The following is a 15,470-nucleotide window of genomic DNA, read 5'->3' as shown; positions in this document are numbered from 1 at the left end:
GGTCTCCTCTCAGGCTTTCCTGTGATAAGGGCATACTTCCTGGTCGATCGCGCCGAAGATGCTGGCGCCGTCCTTGTCGACCATCTCGATGCGCACGGTGTCACCATACGCCAGGAAGGGCGTGTGCGGCTTGCCCCCCTCGATCGTCTCGTACATGCGCACCTCGGCCAGGCAGCAGTAGCCGACGCCGCCGTTCTCGATGCTCGAGCCGTGCAGGCTGCCCTGCTTGTTCGACACCGTGCCGGAACCGACGATGCTGCCCGCGCCCAGCTCGCGCGTCCTGGCGGCGTGCGCGATCAGCTGGGCGAAGCTGAAGGTCATGTCCTCGCCCGCGTTCGGGCGGCCGAAGGGGCTGTCGTTGAGCGTCACCAGCAGCGGCAGGTGCAGCTTGGAATCGACCCAGGCCTCGCCCAGCTCGTCCGGCGTGACCGCCACTGGAGAAAACGCGCTGGCCGGCTTCGACTGGTAGAAGCCGAAGCCCTTGGCCAGTTCGTTCGGGATCAGGTTGCGCAGCGAGACGTCGTTTACCAGCATCACCAGGCGGATCGCGGCGGCCGCTTCTTCCACGGATGCGCCCATCGGCACGTCGCCGGTGATGACCGCCACCTCGGCCTCCAGGTCCACGCCCCACTCTTCCGACAGCACGGCGATCGGGTCGCACGGACCGACGAAGGAATCCGAGCCGCCCTGGTACATCAGCGGATCGCTGTAGAACGATTCCGGCACCTCGGCGCCGCGCGCCTTGCGCACCAGCTCGACGTGATTGATGTAGGCCGAACCGTCGCACCATTGGTAGGCGCGCGGCAATGGCGAATGGCATTCTTCCTCGATGAAGGACTCGGCCTTGTCGGCAGTGCCGGCGTTCAGGCGCTCGTACACTTTCCTGAGCTGCGGCGCCGCCTCATCCCAGTTGTCCAGCGCGCACTGCAGCGTGCGGGCGATCTTCGGGACGGCCTGGCAGGTGACCAGGTCGCGGCTGACGACGACCAGCGTGCCGTCGCGGCCGCCGGTCTTGAGGGTGGCGAGTTTCATGGCGTTTCCTTTGCTTGGTGTTTGCTTTTCGCCATTAGAGAACAAAACGTACTATCATTCAAACAGTATTTTTCGCTCGATTTATTAGATAAGCTTATGAATCCGACCTTGCGCCAGATGCGCGCATTCGTGGCCCTGGCCAAGACGGGTAACTTTACGCTTGCCGCGCAGGCAATGCACGTCACGCAATCGGCGCTTTCGGGTTTGATCAAGGAGCTCGAGCAGACCCTGGGCGCCAAGGTGGTCGACCGCAGCACGCGCCGCGCCCTGCTCACCGACATCGGCAAGGAACTCTACCCGCTGTTCAGCCAGATGATCGACGACCTCGACGGCGCCCTGGCGAATGTGGCCGACCACACGCGCCTGAAAAAAGGCATCGTGCGCATCGCCGCGCCCCAGCTGCTGTCCTGCACCCTGATGCCGGAGGCGATCGCCGCCTACCGCGCCCGCTACCCCGACATCGAGGTGCGCCTGGGCGACACCGGCGTGGAGAGCGTGGTCAACCGGGTGCTGTCGGGCGAAGCCGACATCGGCATCGGCCCGGAACGCGAACCCGCGCCGCCGCTCGACGCGCGGCTGCTGTTCGAGATGCCCTTCGCGCTGGTGTTCCCGAAAGGGCACGAACTGGAAAGGCAGGCGCGCGTCACCTGGAAGGACGTCGCGCGCTACCCGCTGATTTCGCTGCAGGGCCAGTTCACCGAGCGCCTGCTGGACGACATGCACGCATCGATGCACGCGCCGCCGCTCAAGCCCGCCAACGAGGTCACCTTCATGACGACCGCACTGGCCATGGCCGCCGCCGGACTCGGGGTGACGGTATGCATGCCCTACGCCGCGCCGCTGGCGGCGCTCTACGGCCTCGTCATGCGCCAACTGGAGGAACCGGTGCTCACGCGCCGCTTCTTCCTCTACACGCGCCCCGGGCGCTCGCTGTCGCCGGCGGCGGAGAGCTTCATCGACTTCCTCGACGGTTTCGTCGGCAGCCAGGCGCCTGCTTCGTCAGCGTGAACCTGGGCCGCCGCGCGCATCACTTTGCCGCCTTCGCGGATGGATAGAAGACCTGCTCGCCCCCCGTCTTGAACGAGGCGATCAGCCCCTGCCCTTCCGGTGAAGTGATCCACTCGATCAGCTGCATCGCGCCCTTGTAGTTGACGTGCTTGTGGCGCTCCGGATTCACCGCGATGATGCCGTAGGGGTTGAACATCTTCGGGTCGCCCTCGACCGCGATCTGCAGGCCGGTCTTGGCCTGGTAGGCGACATAGGTGGCGCGGTCGGTCAGGGTATAGGCCTTCATTTCCGCCGCCATGTTCAGCACTTCGCCCATGCCCAGCCCGGCGGAGATATAGGCCGCGCCCTGCGGCTGGGCGCCGGCCTGCTTCCAGTAGGCCCTTTCCATCTGGTCGGTGCCCGAGTTGTCGCCGCGCGAGACAAAGCGCACCTTGCTAGCGGCGATCTTCTTCATCGCCGCGAGCACGTCCTTGCTGCCCTTGATGCCGGCCGGGTCGCTCACCGGACCGACCAGGATGAAGTCGTTGTACATCACGTCGCGGCGCTTGACGCCATGGCCTTCGGCGACGAACTTGTCTTCCGCCGCGCGGGCATGGACCAGGGTCACATCGACGTCGCCGTTCTTGGCCAGCTCGAGGGCCTTGCCGGTGCCGACCGAGATCACGCTGACCCTGTAATTGGTCTTGCTCTCGAACTTGGGCAGCAGGTATTGCAGCAGGCCCGAGTTCTCGGTGCTGGTGGTGGTCGAGAGCCGGATCGCCTGCTGGGCCAGGGCTGGCGCAGTCGTCGCCAGCAGGAAGCCCAGCAGGGCAAGCTGTTTGTTCAGGAAGCGCATGATTGACCGGCCCATCGAAAGTTGTGGATGCGCCATCCTAAGCTATACTGAAAAACTTTCAATATGAACAAGTTTGCATATGTTGCACATCAAGCTGTCTTACACCTTCGACGATGCGGCAGTCTCGGGGCAGCAGCTCGGCAATCCCTTGTTCGACATCCTGGGCGCCATCCATGCGTGTGGATCGGTGGGCGCGGCGGCGGAGCAGCTCGGGCTGTCCTACCGCCACATCTGGGGTGAACTGAAGCGCTTCGAGACGGCGCTGCGGGCCGACCTGATCGTCTGGGAACGGGGCAAGCGGGCTAGGTTGTCGCCCTTCGGGGAGAAGCTGCTGTTCGCCGAACGGCGCGCCCGGATGCGCGTGCAACCGCAGGTCGACAACCTGATCGCCGAGATGGAGCGGGAATTCGCGCTCGCCTTCGACCCGCAGGCACACGTGATTCCCATGTTCGCCAGCCATGACCTGGCCCTGCCGCGCCTGAAGGAGTTCATGGCGCGCGACGCCAAGCTCTACCTGGACCTGCAATACCGCGGCAGCCTCGAATGCATCGCCGCCCTGTCGCGCGGCGAGTGCCTGCTGGCGGGCTTCCATGTGAGCGAAGACCACGCGCCCGGCAGCATGACGCACCAGGCCTTCAAGTCCATGCTCAAGCCGGGCCGCCACAAGCTGATCCGGTTCGTCGGCAGGCAGCAGGGCCTGATGGTGGCTGCCGGGAACCCGAAAGGCATCCACGGCGTGGAAGACCTGCGCTGCAAGGACCTGCGCTTCGTGAACCGCCAACCCGGCTCCGGCACCCGCATCACCATCGAGCAGCTGCTGGCCAAGGCCGGCACCCATCCCGGCGAGGTCGATGGCTTCGAGAATGCCGAACCGACCCATCTCGCCGTTGCCGCCAGCGTCGCCTCAGGCGTGGCCGATGCCGGCTTCGGCATCCAGGCGGCTGCGGCCGCGTTCGGGCTTGCCTTCGTCCCGGTCATCCGCGAGCAGTATTACTTCGTCTGCCTGAAGGACGCGATCGACCGGCCGCCCATCAGCAAGCTGCGCGAGCTGCTGCGGCGCAGCGAGTGGCAGGCCTTGACGGCGGACCTGCCCGGCTACGACATCAAGGATGCCGGCGACGTGGTCGCGCTGCGGCGCGCCTTCCCCTGGTATGCGTTCCGCACGCCGAAACACCAAGGCGTGTCCTGCACCTGAAGCGGGCTGCACGTACAATAGCGTGCATCCCCGTTTTTCCTGCCACCGATGTCCCTCAACACCATCGAGATCAACCGCCTGATGGACCGCTTCGACAGCCACGACAGCGTCTGGCTGTTCGGCTACGGTTCCCTGATCTTCAAGGCCGACTTCCCCTTCATCGAACGCCGCCCCGCCTCCATCGAAGGCTGGAACCGCCGCTTCTGGCAAGGCTCGCACGACCACCGCGGCACGGAAAGCGCCCCGGGCCGCGTGGCCACCCTGGTGCCCGAGGCGGGCGCCACCTGCCACGGCATGGCCTACCTGGTCACGCCCGAGGAGTTCGCCCACCTCGACCACCGCGAGAAGAACGGCTACCTGCGCCTGGCCACCGAGATGACATTCGAGGACGGCGGCACGGCGGAAGGCATCGTCTACATCGCCACCCACGAGAATGCGGCCTATTTGGGCCCGGCGAGCGAGCAGGACATCGCGCGCCAGATCGCCACCGCGCGCGGCCCGAGCGGCCCGAACAGCGAATACCTGCTGGAACTGGCGCGCGCCCTGCGCGAGCTCGGCAAGCACGACGAGCACGTGCACGCGATCGAGCGCCACCTGGAAGAATTCACCAGGGCCGCGCGCTGAGGTTTCATGGTCAAGCGGAGGTCCTGCGCTCGACCTTGAGCAGCAAGGGGGTTTTCGGTCGCAAGGAAATATTCAACACCGCCTCCGGCTCCGCCATCCCCTCCCTCTTCGCCAGCACGAAACGCTGCAGCAGCATCGCCGCTACCACCGTCATCTCCGCCAGCGCCAGGTGCTGTCCGAGGCAGACCCGCGGCCCGGTGCCGAAGGGCATGAAGGCCCCACGCGGAATCGGCGGCGCATCCGCCCCGAAGCGCTCCGGCCGGAAGGCCTGCGGCTCCGGAAACCAGCGCGGGTCGCGGTGCATCAGGAACACCGGAACCATGAACATCGTCCGCGCCGGCATCGTCCAGCCGCCAAGCAGGAAGGCGCGCGTCGAACGGCGGCTCATCAGGATCGGCGCGGCCGGGTACAGGCGCATCGCCTCGTTCAGGGTCTGGGCCAGGTAGCCCAGCCGCGGCAGCGCCTCCTCGTCGGGGACGCCGCCCTGCAGCACCGCATCGACCTCGCGCCGCGCCGCCTCCTGCGCCGCCGGATTGGCCGCCATGCACCAGGCCCACCAGCCCAGGCTGGCCGCGCTGGTCTCGTGTCCGGCAATGAAGGCCGTCATGCATTCGTCGCGCACCGCCGACAAGGGCCAGGCGTCCGCGTCCTGCCGGTGCAACGCCAGCAGGCGACTCAGCAGGTCCTGTGGCCATGCCTCATGCGGCAAGGCCAGGTGGGCGTCGACGTGGCGCTCGATCAGCTGCGCCAGCATGGCACGCACCTGCCGCTTGCGGCGCTTCCACGGCAGCCAGTCGGGCGCGCTGGCAGGCCAGAACATCTCGGTGTTGGCGGCCACCAGCGCCTCTTGCACCGCGCTCTCCACCGCGCGCGCATCAAGGCCGAGCTCGCTCGAGAACATCATGCGCATGATGACGTCCATCGCCAGCGAGGTCAGCGCGCTTTCGATCGGCATCGCTTCTCCCGGCTGCCAGCCTGCCATTGCCACGTCAGCCGCCGCCGCGATCGTCGGAACGAAGGCCTTGACCGACTTCGGCGCAAATGCCGGCTGCAGTGCCTGGCGTTTCGCTGCCCAAACGCTGCCCTCCGCGATCAGGACGCTGTCGCCCTGCAGATAAGCGAATATCTCGATCCCGCGCTCCCAGCGCTGGATCGCGTCATGGCGGCTCACCAGCAGCTCACGCACCAGTTGCGGGTCGCTGACCACGACCTCGTGCTCCGGCCACATGCGCAGGTGCACCAGGTCGCCATACGCCTGGCGCCAGCTCGCCAGGCTGCCTGGCAGGTCGCGCGCCATTCGCGCCAGCAGGCCCCAGCCGGTCAGGCCGGATGGCGGACCGGGCGGCCAGGCGCCGGGCGGATGCCGGGTTGGCGCCGGATCGACGGAAGCGGGCGGCGTGCCATCCGCATGGAAGGGGCATCGGGAGGTGTCGGGCGTATTCATGTCCCACATTCTTCGCCGCTTTCGCCCCCCGCGTCTTGAACGGAAACGACATCGACAACCCGCGGGCGCCTGCCTATACTGCTGACTCATGGCCCCCGATCGTCACGATTGCCTGCTCCCCTGCCCCGACCGGCTGGCGCGCGGCCCGCGCATATGCAATGGGGGTAAATCGCCGCATGACCGCCTCTACCTGGCGCCGCCGGCGCTGCAGGGCGCGATGCTGGCGCTGGTCAGCCGCGACACCTCCCGCCTCGCACTGAGCGACGCCCAGCGCTTGTCGCACTTCCCCGCTTCGCCGATCGTGACGCTGTCCTGGTTCGACGGGGCCGGGATGGGCTTGGTGGACCCGGACACGGGCTGGCATCCCTTCACTGCGCAGATGATGATCTCCGGCAGCCATTCGCGCCCGGCAACGACCTGGTCGCCGACGAGCGGCCGCGGCTACATGGCCTGCTTCCAGCCGGATGCCGTCCCCGCCCTGTTCGGCATCGAGCTCGCGGCCATCCAGGACCGCTTCCTGCCGGCGCACGCGGTGCTCGGCGCCGGCTGGCAGCCCTTCCTCGATGCCCTGCTGGCCGCGCCCGACGATGCCGCCGTGCTGCGCGTGCTGGAGGCGCAGCTCGGCAAGCGCTGGCGCGCGGCGCAGGGAGGCGAGACCAGCCGGTTCTCGCTGCGCCAGATGGGCCGGCACTGGGTGCAGCGCCTGGCCTGGCAGGCGCACCAATGGCGCGGCACGCACAGCGCGCGCCAGGTCGAACGCCGCATCAAGTCCTTCAGCGGGCGCTCGCTGCGCGAGTGGCAATCGCTGGTGCGCACCGAAGGCCTGTTCTTCGCCGCCCGCGAACGCTACGAGACAGGCCAGCCCTTCGACTGGGCCACGCTGGCGCTGGACGAGGGCTTCTCGGACCAGGCCCACCTGAGCCGCGTCACCCGGCAGATCTGCGGCTTTCCCCCGACCGAATTCGCCGACCGCTACATCGAGGACGAGTCCTTCTGGATCTACCGGCTGTGGGTCTGAAGACCGGCCCTGCCCGGCCTGAAGTCCGCTAGAATCGCTGGACCATACGGAGCGCGTCGATGCCACGCGCCATATAACAAGGAGAACAGGGATGTCGAAAAAGATGCTGATGGGCTTGTGCGCTTCGCTGCTACTGGCGATGCAGCCTGCAGTGGCGCAAACCAGGGCGCCTGAACCCGCGCCGCAATACGATGCCGCGCTGGCCCAGTCGCTCGGTGCCGACGAGCGCGGCATGCGCCCCTATGTGTTCGTGATCCTCAAGACGGGACCCAAGAACATCGAGGACAAGGCCGAGCGCGCGAAGATCTTCGAGGGCCACTTCGCCAACATGGGCAAGCTGGCCAGCGAGAAGAAACTGGTGTTCGCCGGACCGCTGGACGGCAAGGAAGGCCGCCGCGGCATCTTCGTGATCGCGACTCCGGACATCGAGGAAGCCAAGCGCTACGTGGCCACCGATCCGGTCATCGTCAGCGGGCTGATGGAAGCGGAGTATCACAAGCTCTATGGGTCGGCGGCGCTGATGATGGTGAACGACGTGCACAACAAGATCCAGAAAAAGCAGTAATCCACCCGCTCGCCTGGATTGGGCAGCCGGCTAGAACAGGTCCAGCTGCCCGGCTGCATTTCCGCTGCCGTCCTTGCCGGCGGCAGGCGACGGGCGCGCCGGCACCACCAGCGGCTTGCGAAACTGCGACCCATCCAGCCTACCGAAGCGCCCGCGAAACTCCCCCATCCCAAGCCGGTCCACCGCTTTCGAGAAGCGCTGGCGGATCAGGTCCGCCCACACGCCCTCCCCGTGCATGCGCTTGCCGAAGTCGCTGTCGTAATCCTTGCCGCCGCGCAGGTCGCGCACGCGGTTCATGACGCGCTGCGCCCGCTCCGGGAAATGCGCCTGCAGCCATTCCTGGAACAAGGGATTGACCTCATGCGGCAGGCGCAAGACGACGTAATGCGCGCCGATGGCGCCGGCCTCAAGCGCTGCTTCCAGGATGCGCTCGATCTCCGGTTCGGTGACGAAGGGAATGATGGGCGCCACGCTCACGCTGACCGGAATGCCGGCCTCGGCAAGGGTGCGGATGGTACGCAGGCGCCGTGCCGGCGCTGCCGCGCGCGGCTCCAGCGTGCGCGCGATCTCCGGATCGAGCGTGGTCAGGGTGATGGCGGCGCAGGCCAGGTTCTTTTCCGCCATCGGCGCGATCAGGTCGATGTCGCGCTCGATGAGGGAAGACTTGGTGATGAGCCCGACCGGATGCCGGCATTCGCTCAGCACCTCGAGCACCTGGCGCGTCAGACGCAGCTCGCGCTCGCAGGGCTGGTAGGCGTCGGTGTTGACGCCGAGGGCGATGTGCTCGGGCACGTAGCCCGGCTTGGCCAGCTCGCGCCGCAACAGCTCGGCCGCGTTCACCTTGGCGAACAGCCGGCTTTCGAAGTCGAGCCCCGGCGACAGGCCGAGGTAGCTGTGGGTGGGCCGCGCAAAGCAATAGATGCAACCGAACCTTATCATTGAACGCTCCGCTAGACAAAATCTGTTCCTATCGACTATTCCCTTTTTTAATCAAAGACTTATAAAACGCCTAAGAACATATCGATAGACGTTTCTATCGGTGGGCCTGTGTCTAACAGCTAGCACAAACGTTGTAGCGTTGTTAAAAAAACATTCCGAGTTAACGGCCCGCCCGAACCGCTCGTATCCAGATTCTTGTCTCTTGCGTAGGGAGACGGATCAGCTCTACAGGACGATGTAACTAAACGATTGCGCCCTTCATTCCTCACTTTGATCAACTATCTGTTCCGTTAATACAATTAGCTCACTTGCTTTTTTGTTCACAGCATTGGCAAGCTTGAACACTACTCGGACTGTTGGTTGCCGCTCGCCACGCTCAATCATTCCAATGTAGATTCGTTCGACGCCGGCTGCATGAGCGACTTGCTCTTGCGTGAGACATGCTTCCTTACGGACCTTACGCAACATCTTTCCAAAAGCTAGACCAGGATCCAAGGACTTCTCCTAAACGTTGTTTGGAGAAATCATCGCTGTGCTGTATCATCAAGTCTTCATACTATAGTTATCTTCTTGGATACGTACGTCTTCGTCCTGCGCGCCGCGACACAAATGACGTGCTAGCCAATCGTTGTCTGGTTTTTCAAATAGCGTTTTTTAATTGTTTTGTCCGGTGCTTCAGCAGCCATCGAGTTTCCGCAATTCACAAAGCATCGCAAGTGAGATCGAAATCAAAACGGCTATTTAGATTCGATTGCGCCATATCGACAAGAGAGTAGGAAAATTAGATTACCTGCACCTGCACCTGCACCTGCACCTGCACCTGCACCTGCACCTGCACCTGCACCTGCACCTGCACCTGCACCTGCACCTGCACCTGCACCTGCACCTTCTTTATTTTATCATCGAAAGATACAGTTTTCGAAAACTGATTAGCTTATGTTGCGCAAGAGCTTAAATATTCTGACTACCTCCTCACAGTCGAAAGAACTGACGAGATGCGATAAGCCGACCGATCTTGTTGCGACAGCACAGTTGCTAAACCGCCGTGTTGACCACATAGAACGAACGCTTCAACAGATTCGCAACGACTGCGAACCAACGAATTACTTAAGCTTAAGCGTAACCGATCGGTTTTATGTTTACTGCGTGCTGGTTGCCTCAGAAAACGACGAAGATGATTTTGAGTTACCAAGTGCTGCATCGATGCAAGTTCCGTTAGCGCCGACCATGGTCTTGACGCGAGAGGTCTATTCTGAATTGCATAAAAAGCGATTGCTGATACCAAATTTGCACTCTCCTATATCAGCTTTTAATATTGCAAGCGAAGAAACAGCAACAATCACTTTCGATAGCAGTCGAGTACATTGGAGTCTAACGAGAGACATCTTGGGATTCTCAATTGCAAACCTTAGCACTCACTTAAGAACTTCTCTCATAGGATGCAAAAGAGATGAATGGGCACCTGTCCATACGTTATTACGCATCCACGAATACGCGCATAAGCTATTGAATGAGATATGTGGCTTTAAAGAAGTTGCTAACGACGCTCAAATAGCCCAATTATTCATAATGATTGAAAAGTACATAGGCTCACGACCAAGATTACTGACTCAGGTTCTTAAAGGAATTGCACATGAGAGTAGTGCATTCAAGAGAGCCTTACGTCATGCCTCTGAACAAACATTTTGTAAAAAAATTTCGGAGACCGTAGAAGAACGTATGCAAAGTATGGCACTGCCAGATATAGCCTACGATGCCAACGACAATGAATATCCGAAAAGCAGTACATCGATAATGGCCCGAGAACTTCAATACTTTATCGATTCCGCGGTCTAGCACAGCTATATGGTCGATAGCTATTAACACTCCGGCCAGGCTAAGTATTCTTTGTTAGCAAATTCTTTGATAACGTATTCGCTCGATCAAAAGTATCTGTGAGTATGATTTTAATTTGAGCCAAAGTTAGAAGACAATTGAAGTGTTGTAGCCTTCTTCCTTACAAGGTCTGGAGAACAAGATAAGCGAAATTTTATATATTGGTTTCGACATTCATGGTATGACCGCGCCGGCACTGCGCATTTTGAAAACTGCAGTAGCGTATGCGCTCCAAAAGCCGAACTCGAAGCGTCATACACTCTCAATTGATTGTCTTCGCCAAATGTCAGACCTTCCTGAGCTATCAACCTTACAGCTTCGAGCTTTGCTGAGCGAAGCTCGGAAAGCACTTGCCATTGCAGAGGTAATCGATGCGAACTCATCCGATTCTGAAGATTGGCCTAGTATAAGCTGGCCTGTTTTCGATTATATCGGCAGCAGCGCTTGTACAATCTCATTTGAAATATCTAGGCGAACTTTTGACCCAAAATTGCTTGAAGTACTTTGGTCGTTACATACTTCCGGAGAAAAAAGAATGCTTTAGGTTTCGCAGTTTTTCCGCTAGGTATGGAGTCACGCGAACGGCTCGGTCAGTGGCGTTGGATTGTTGAGCGGACACTTGGATGGTTTCATCGTTTCCGAGGGTTGCGCATTCGTCATGAACATCGCGTCGACGCTTACCAAGCCTTTCTCTCGCTTGCCTGCTCACTCATCTGTTGTAGGCGCATCAAGAGGTTTTGTTAGTTGCTCTTAGTTTCCTAGATGACGTTGTATTATTCAATTCCGCCTAGGTGCTTTGTGGGCAACAGGCGAGTACACTTAGCCGTGCCGACCGTCCGCAATCAGCCTATGTGTTGAAAAAGTCGGGCAGCAGCTTTTATGGCCAGTTTTCGTTGGCATCGCAGGTCCAACTGACCCGCGTTCGTGCCATGGTGGCCGTTCTGCACAGTCGAGTTACCGATCTTTCTTTTCAGGCTAACACTAGAACGGAGTTTTTCAACACAATAAGCCAAGAGGAGACGTTGCCGAATATTGCTACGATTCAACTGAGAAGGCACTTTTTCACCAATGCGCTAGATTATTAGGCCTTCAAGCTAATAGTTTTTATGGCGCCGTGCACTTAAGCTAACCAGTTCTAGACATCGATCACAGACTACACATACTAGTCTTTCGAAACCAGGCCAATTCTTGATAATTTTTCTTGACACAGAGTTTACAAGCTTCGAAGAACCATATCTAATATCGATTGGTCTTGTTGCTGGCGAAAATGAGCTTTATTTTGAACTTGGTGGAGTGTCATATGAAATTTGTGCGCCTTTCGTTCAGGTCAACGTCCTACCTCTGCTTACCGGCCCTGTGCTGAAACCAATGGAAGGTGCTGAACGGTTGGCTGCCTTCCTGTCATTGTGCGGTCCTGAAGTCACCTTTTTTTGTGATGCGCCACGTTACGATATTACGTTGCTAACCCCGTTCCTACCGAGCGGGCTGCATTGGGACTTCGCGGTTCCATCCTTTGAAGATGCTGCGTGTGAGGGTCTTTTCGAACTTACTCGTGAGAAAGCGTTTGCAAGCGGTCTTCGTCGACATCATGCTCTTGATGATGCAAGAGCCCTGGCAGCAGCATGGGCAGTAGCGCGTCGCACTTAGCGATCCGGTGACGGTTTGCAATGGTCGATAGTGGACGTGCGAAGGCTCAGTTCGGTCACTAAAATGGTGTCCGTATTAGTAGACGAACTGGTGCCATGACCCGAGCACTTCTTCCTAAAGGCCTCTAGAGGCTTATAGCAGTTCACCTTCCTGCCGATTGTTGATCACCGAAAGGCGGACGGCCACAGATCGATTATCGCGCAGTCCTGACCGGCATACTGTTTGTTCTCAAAACTGAAATACTGTTGGAGTACTTGCCGCGCGAACTCGGCTGCGGCAGTGATATAACATGCTGGCGTCGCCCTCACGAATGGATGCGAGGCGGCATTTGGCCGCGTATTCACAAGGCGGTGCTACGACGGCTCCAATCGCGACTCGGCTGCAAACATCATTTGCTGGTGGCTGAGCGTGGGCTTCCTCTAGTGGCCCAGATCTTGACGCACAAGTACATGACTTCGATTCGTTATCCCGCTGGTCGAGTCAATCCCGGCAGTAAAAGTGCTGGTAGGCCGTGCCTGCAAAGGTCCAGAAGCTGCACGCTGATCGAGCATATGCTTCTCGAACACATCGGGCCTGGCTCCGCCGGCGTGAAATCTCAGCACGAATTGCACGCTACAACGTGGAGTCACGCAAACGGCTCGTAAGATAGCCCCCTGATTCACCAAACACAGTCGATGCGGTATCCTTACCGATAGGAATACGACTGTGAATATGACTAGGAACAAGCAAACCATCGAAGTCGTGACGGTGTCGGAGGAGCGGCGCCGTCGCTGGTCAGTGCAGGAAAAGGCTGCGCTGTCAAGGAAACGTACGAGCCGGGGATGAGCGTTTCGCTGGTAGCGCGCAAGCACGGCATCAGTGCCAGCCAGCTGTTCAATTGGCGCAAGCTCGAGCGCGAAGACGCCCTGGTGGCCGTCCAGTCCGGCGAATCGGTGGTGCCGGCAAGCGAACTGGCTGCCGCGCGCGCCCAGATCGCACAACTGCAGCGCATGCTCGGCAAGAAGACGATGGAAGCGGAAATCTTGCGCGAAGCGATCGAGGTAGCCCGCGAAAAAAAGTGGATTGCGCGCTCACCCTTATTGGACAAGGACGGCCAGTGAAGCCAGTCTGCGCTGTCCTTGGTGTAGCGCGCTCGAACGTTATCGATCGCCTTGCGCGTCCTGCAGACTGGATCGATGGTCGTGCGTTGGCCAGGCTTGATCCAGCCGCTGACGCAATGATTGCCGACGCCGTGCGTGCCGAGATCACGGCATTGCCGACGTACGGCTATCGCCGCGCCGGCGCCTTGGTGAACCGCACGCGCAGCCTGATGGGCCTGCGACCAGTCAATCACAAGCGCATGTATCGCGTGATGAAGGCCCTGGGTTTGCTGCTGCCGAAGTCGCCCAAGCGCCGGGACAGCGGCCGCGCGCATGATGGCAAGGTAGCCGTCGAGGAATCGAACCAGCGCTGGTGCTCGGACGGCTTCGAGATCGCCTGCGACAACGGCGACGTCGTGACGGGCGTATTCATGAAGGATTGCTGTGACCGCGAGATCATCGCCTGGCGTGCCTGGATCGGCCGTGGGCTGCCCGGCGAACCGGTGCGCGACATGATGATCGAGGCGGTGGAAACACGCTTTGGAAGCACGGACGAGCGGGCGGTTACGCTTGAATTCCTGAGCGACAATGGCGGCGCTTTCCGGGCAATCGAAACGCACGCCTTGGCCCATGAACTGGGCATCAAGCCGGTGCATACGCCTGTCAACAGCCCGCAATCGAATGGCATGGCCGAGAGCTTCGTGAACACCTTTAAACGCGATTACGTGGGCAGCATGGACCGCAGCACCGGCACCGTCGTACTGGCCCAACTGCCCGACGCATTCCGGCATTTTAACGAGGTGCATCCTCACTCGGCGCTGGGCTATAAATCGCCGCGTATGTTTAGAAAAGAGCGACCGTGTCAGGCTCTGGAAACTGACGCTAACTAAGCATCAGACTGCGTCCGGGAATAGCGGGGCAAGATTACTCGGTCGATGGCGTGGCTTGTTGAGTGGACACTTGGATGGCTTCATCGTTTTCGGAGGCTACGCATCCGTCATGAACATCGCGCCGACGCTCACCAGGCCTTTCTCTTGCTTGCCTGCTCACTCATCTGTTGTAGCAACACCAACAGTTTTTGTTAGTTACTCATAGTTTCCTAGATGACTTCGTATTTTTCAATTCCTCTTTTTTATCTCTCAGCGTAGCCGGCTGCTGCAACAAGTACTTGCTCGACCTTTCGACGCCGCAGCGCCTCAAGCGGGGTCTCGCCTAAAAATGTTGACTTGGTAGTAAAGAAATAGTGTTTAACTACGCCCGGCAAGGACCCTAACGCTTTCGACACCTTCTCAATCGCAGATCGATCAAGTGACTGTTCAGTATAGAAGGCTGGATAATAGTTTTCGCCTGACGGACCAGTTACGGCGAATATACGGTCGGCAACTAGCGCTTCGTCGAGCTCCGCGCGCTCTACAGACCAGGCTGCCCGTAACTGTCCCAAGGAAATGAAATCGCCATTCTTGATGCGTTTGGCAAGGTTATTCGCGGCGTCAATCCGAGCCTGCGCAAGGATCTCCTCGCCCTGCCGAATTGATTCAGGGGTCGAGTATACCGGTGACACGCGTTCCCGTGCCTTGACAACAGCGCGCTCGAATGCATCTTCAATTTGAGTCTGCATCATGATGCTTTTAGCGTTATCCGTGCTCATCGATACCTCCTTTTTCCTTAGCTCTACTTGCTCTTTTCGATAACCTTTCGGTATGCTCTACGCGTTCACGTTTTATACCAAAATCTCCTAACTTTACAGGAGAAACCAAACACGTGATTACCATCGTCCAAAATGCCTTTATTCGCGCGCTGTCGGCCATCGCAGCCCGCGCTTTTGGATAGCGCTATGCGGACTTGCTTGCGGTTTTGGGCTTCTCTAGGCGGCGGCCTTCGAACGATTTCGGTAAAATAATTGCGTAGATGACATTACTTGGCGGTCTCAAGAACCAACTGCAACACCGGATTAATGAATCGAATCGGCCTGCAATTGTAGCCGAACCATATGCTCGGTATAAACGGCGAGTGGAGTCTTCCATCCGAGCGTTTCTCGAGGGCGCGTGTTGAGCGATAGCGCGATGGCATCGAGCTCGTCTTGGGAGTAGATCGACAGGTCCGAGCCCTTGGGCATATATTGGCGCAGCAGACCATTGGTGTTCTCGTTTGACCCTCGCTGCCAAGGGCTGTGCGGGTCGGCGAAGTAGATCTGCACACCCGTACGTTC

Annotated in this window: 13 protein-coding genes and 4 pseudogenes; 10 read left to right on the top strand and 7 right to left on the bottom strand. The window is 59.8% G+C overall.

Going from position 1 to position 15,470, the window contains the following annotated elements:
* Window positions 1-9 precede the first annotated feature (9 nt).
* On the bottom strand, window positions 10-1,032 hold the full coding sequence (locus tag YWC_RS0124025) for a fumarylacetoacetate hydrolase family protein (protein ID WP_027867661.1): 1,023 nt from the start codon (window positions 1,030-1,032) through the stop codon (window positions 10-12).
* A 96-nt stretch (window positions 1,033-1,128) separates the two neighbouring features.
* Here YWC_RS0124025 and YWC_RS0124020 point away from each other — a divergent pair, with 96 nt between their 5' ends.
* The gene (locus YWC_RS0124020; protein ID WP_027867660.1) at window positions 1,129-2,040 is read left to right on the top strand and encodes a LysR family transcriptional regulator; all 912 of its coding nucleotides are present in this window, start codon (window positions 1,129-1,131) and stop codon (window positions 2,038-2,040) included.
* A 19-nt stretch (window positions 2,041-2,059) separates the two neighbouring features.
* Here the strand turns inward: YWC_RS0124020 and YWC_RS0124015 are convergent, their stop codons facing one another.
* Window positions 2,060-2,875 (bottom strand): ABC transporter substrate-binding protein, encoded by an 816-nt coding sequence (locus tag YWC_RS0124015; protein ID WP_156923869.1) that lies wholly within the window; start codon window positions 2,873-2,875, stop codon window positions 2,060-2,062.
* A 79-nt stretch (window positions 2,876-2,954) separates the two neighbouring features.
* Between YWC_RS0124015 and YWC_RS0124010 the strand changes: the two genes are divergently transcribed.
* Window positions 2,955-4,070, top strand: coding sequence for a substrate-binding domain-containing protein (locus tag YWC_RS0124010; protein WP_027867658.1), 1,116 nt, complete (start codon window positions 2,955-2,957; stop codon window positions 4,068-4,070).
* 48 nt (window positions 4,071-4,118) lie between these two features.
* Window positions 4,119-4,694, top strand: a complete 576-nt coding sequence (locus YWC_RS0124005; protein WP_027867657.1) for a gamma-glutamylcyclotransferase — start codon at window positions 4,119-4,121, stop codon at window positions 4,692-4,694.
* A gap of 10 nt (window positions 4,695-4,704) precedes the next feature.
* Here YWC_RS0124005 and YWC_RS0124000 read toward each other — a convergent pair whose 3' ends face one another.
* The gene (locus tag YWC_RS0124000) at window positions 4,705-6,138 is read right to left on the bottom strand and encodes a cytochrome P450 (RefSeq protein ID WP_036215838.1); all 1,434 of its coding nucleotides are present in this window, start codon (window positions 6,136-6,138) and stop codon (window positions 4,705-4,707) included.
* An 88-nt stretch (window positions 6,139-6,226) separates the two neighbouring features.
* Here YWC_RS0124000 and YWC_RS0123995 point away from each other — a divergent pair, with 88 nt between their 5' ends.
* Window positions 6,227-7,156: a helix-turn-helix domain-containing protein gene (locus YWC_RS0123995; RefSeq protein ID WP_027867655.1), complete on the top strand. Its 930-nt coding sequence runs from the start codon at window positions 6,227-6,229 to the stop codon at window positions 7,154-7,156.
* Between the two features lie 91 nt (window positions 7,157-7,247).
* A complete protein-coding gene (locus tag YWC_RS0123990; protein WP_027867654.1) occupies window positions 7,248-7,721 on the top strand; it encodes a YciI family protein in 474 nt (157 codons plus the stop codon).
* Between the two features lie 30 nt (window positions 7,722-7,751).
* Here the strand turns inward: YWC_RS0123990 and YWC_RS30665 are convergent.
* Together YWC_RS30665 and YWC_RS32330 are read right to left on the bottom strand one after the other, a co-directional pair.
* Window positions 7,752-8,648: pseudogene (locus tag YWC_RS30665) on the bottom strand (PA0069 family radical SAM protein); the annotation flags it as partial.
* A 270-nt stretch (window positions 8,649-8,918) separates the two neighbouring features.
* Window positions 8,919-9,155: a helix-turn-helix transcriptional regulator gene (locus YWC_RS32330; RefSeq protein WP_229413185.1), complete on the bottom strand. Its 237-nt coding sequence runs from the start codon at window positions 9,153-9,155 to the stop codon at window positions 8,919-8,921.
* A 441-nt stretch (window positions 9,156-9,596) separates the two neighbouring features.
* Here YWC_RS32330 and YWC_RS33080 point away from each other — a divergent pair, with 441 nt between their 5' ends.
* The 5 genes and pseudogenes from YWC_RS33080 to YWC_RS0123965 all read left to right on the top strand — a co-directional run bounded on the left by YWC_RS33080 (window position 9,597) and on the right by YWC_RS0123965 (window position 14,151).
* Window positions 9,597-10,496: a hypothetical protein gene (locus tag YWC_RS33080; protein ID WP_156923868.1), complete on the top strand. Its 900-nt coding sequence runs from the start codon at window positions 9,597-9,599 to the stop codon at window positions 10,494-10,496.
* Window positions 10,497-11,099: 603 nt separating this feature from the next.
* A pseudogene (locus YWC_RS33915) lies at window positions 11,100-11,279 on the top strand (transposase); the annotation flags it as partial.
* Between the two features lie 444 nt (window positions 11,280-11,723).
* The gene (locus YWC_RS33075) at window positions 11,724-12,182 is read left to right on the top strand and encodes a hypothetical protein (protein ID WP_156923867.1); all 459 of its coding nucleotides are present in this window, start codon (window positions 11,724-11,726) and stop codon (window positions 12,180-12,182) included.
* Window positions 12,183-12,349: 167 nt separating this feature from the next.
* A pseudogene (locus YWC_RS34275) lies at window positions 12,350-12,547 on the top strand (transposase); the annotation flags it as partial.
* 346 nt (window positions 12,548-12,893) lie between these two features.
* Window positions 12,894-14,151: pseudogene (locus tag YWC_RS0123965) on the top strand (IS3 family transposase).
* A 242-nt stretch (window positions 14,152-14,393) separates the two neighbouring features.
* Here YWC_RS0123965 and YWC_RS31795 read toward each other — a convergent pair.
* Window positions 14,394-14,909 (bottom strand): hypothetical protein, encoded by a 516-nt coding sequence (locus YWC_RS31795; protein WP_156923866.1) that lies wholly within the window; start codon window positions 14,907-14,909, stop codon window positions 14,394-14,396.
* 303 nt (window positions 14,910-15,212) lie between these two features.
* The coding region (locus tag YWC_RS0123955; RefSeq protein WP_027867651.1) for an IS30 family transposase at window positions 15,213-15,470 on the bottom strand (258 nt) is incomplete at its 5' end.

The sequence above is a fragment of the Massilia alkalitolerans DSM 17462 genome (assembly GCF_000427785.1).
Classification (GTDB): domain Bacteria; phylum Pseudomonadota; class Gammaproteobacteria; order Burkholderiales; family Burkholderiaceae_D; genus Telluria; species Telluria alkalitolerans.
The sequence above is the reverse complement of the archived record's forward strand: the minus strand, read 5'-3'. Positions and strand labels throughout refer to the sequence as shown.

Bases quoted from the DNA above. Each gene is read 5' to 3' on its own strand.
- YWC_RS0124025 (WP_027867661.1), bottom strand. From the start codon at position 1,032: ATGAAACTCGCCACCCTCAAGACCGGCGGCCGCGACGGCACGCTGGTC.
- YWC_RS0124020 (WP_027867660.1), top strand. From the start codon at position 1,129: ATGAATCCGACCTTGCGCCAGATGCGCGCATTCGTGGCCCTGGCCAAG.
- YWC_RS0124015 (WP_156923869.1), bottom strand. From the start codon at position 2,875: ATGCGCTTCCTGAACAAACAGCTTGCCCTGCTGGGCTTCCTGCTGGCG.
- YWC_RS0124010 (WP_027867658.1), top strand. From the start codon at position 2,955: ATGTTGCACATCAAGCTGTCTTACACCTTCGACGATGCGGCAGTCTCG.
- YWC_RS0124005 (WP_027867657.1), top strand. From the start codon at position 4,119: ATGTCCCTCAACACCATCGAGATCAACCGCCTGATGGACCGCTTCGAC.
- YWC_RS0124000 (WP_036215838.1), bottom strand. From the start codon at position 6,138: ATGAATACGCCCGACACCTCCCGATGCCCCTTCCATGCGGATGGCACG.
- YWC_RS0123995 (WP_027867655.1), top strand. From the start codon at position 6,227: ATGGCCCCCGATCGTCACGATTGCCTGCTCCCCTGCCCCGACCGGCTG.
- YWC_RS0123990 (WP_027867654.1), top strand. From the start codon at position 7,248: ATGTCGAAAAAGATGCTGATGGGCTTGTGCGCTTCGCTGCTACTGGCG.
- YWC_RS33080 (WP_156923868.1), top strand. From the start codon at position 9,597: ATGTTGCGCAAGAGCTTAAATATTCTGACTACCTCCTCACAGTCGAAA.
- YWC_RS31795 (WP_156923866.1), bottom strand. From the start codon at position 14,909: ATGAGCACGGATAACGCTAAAAGCATCATGATGCAGACTCAAATTGAA.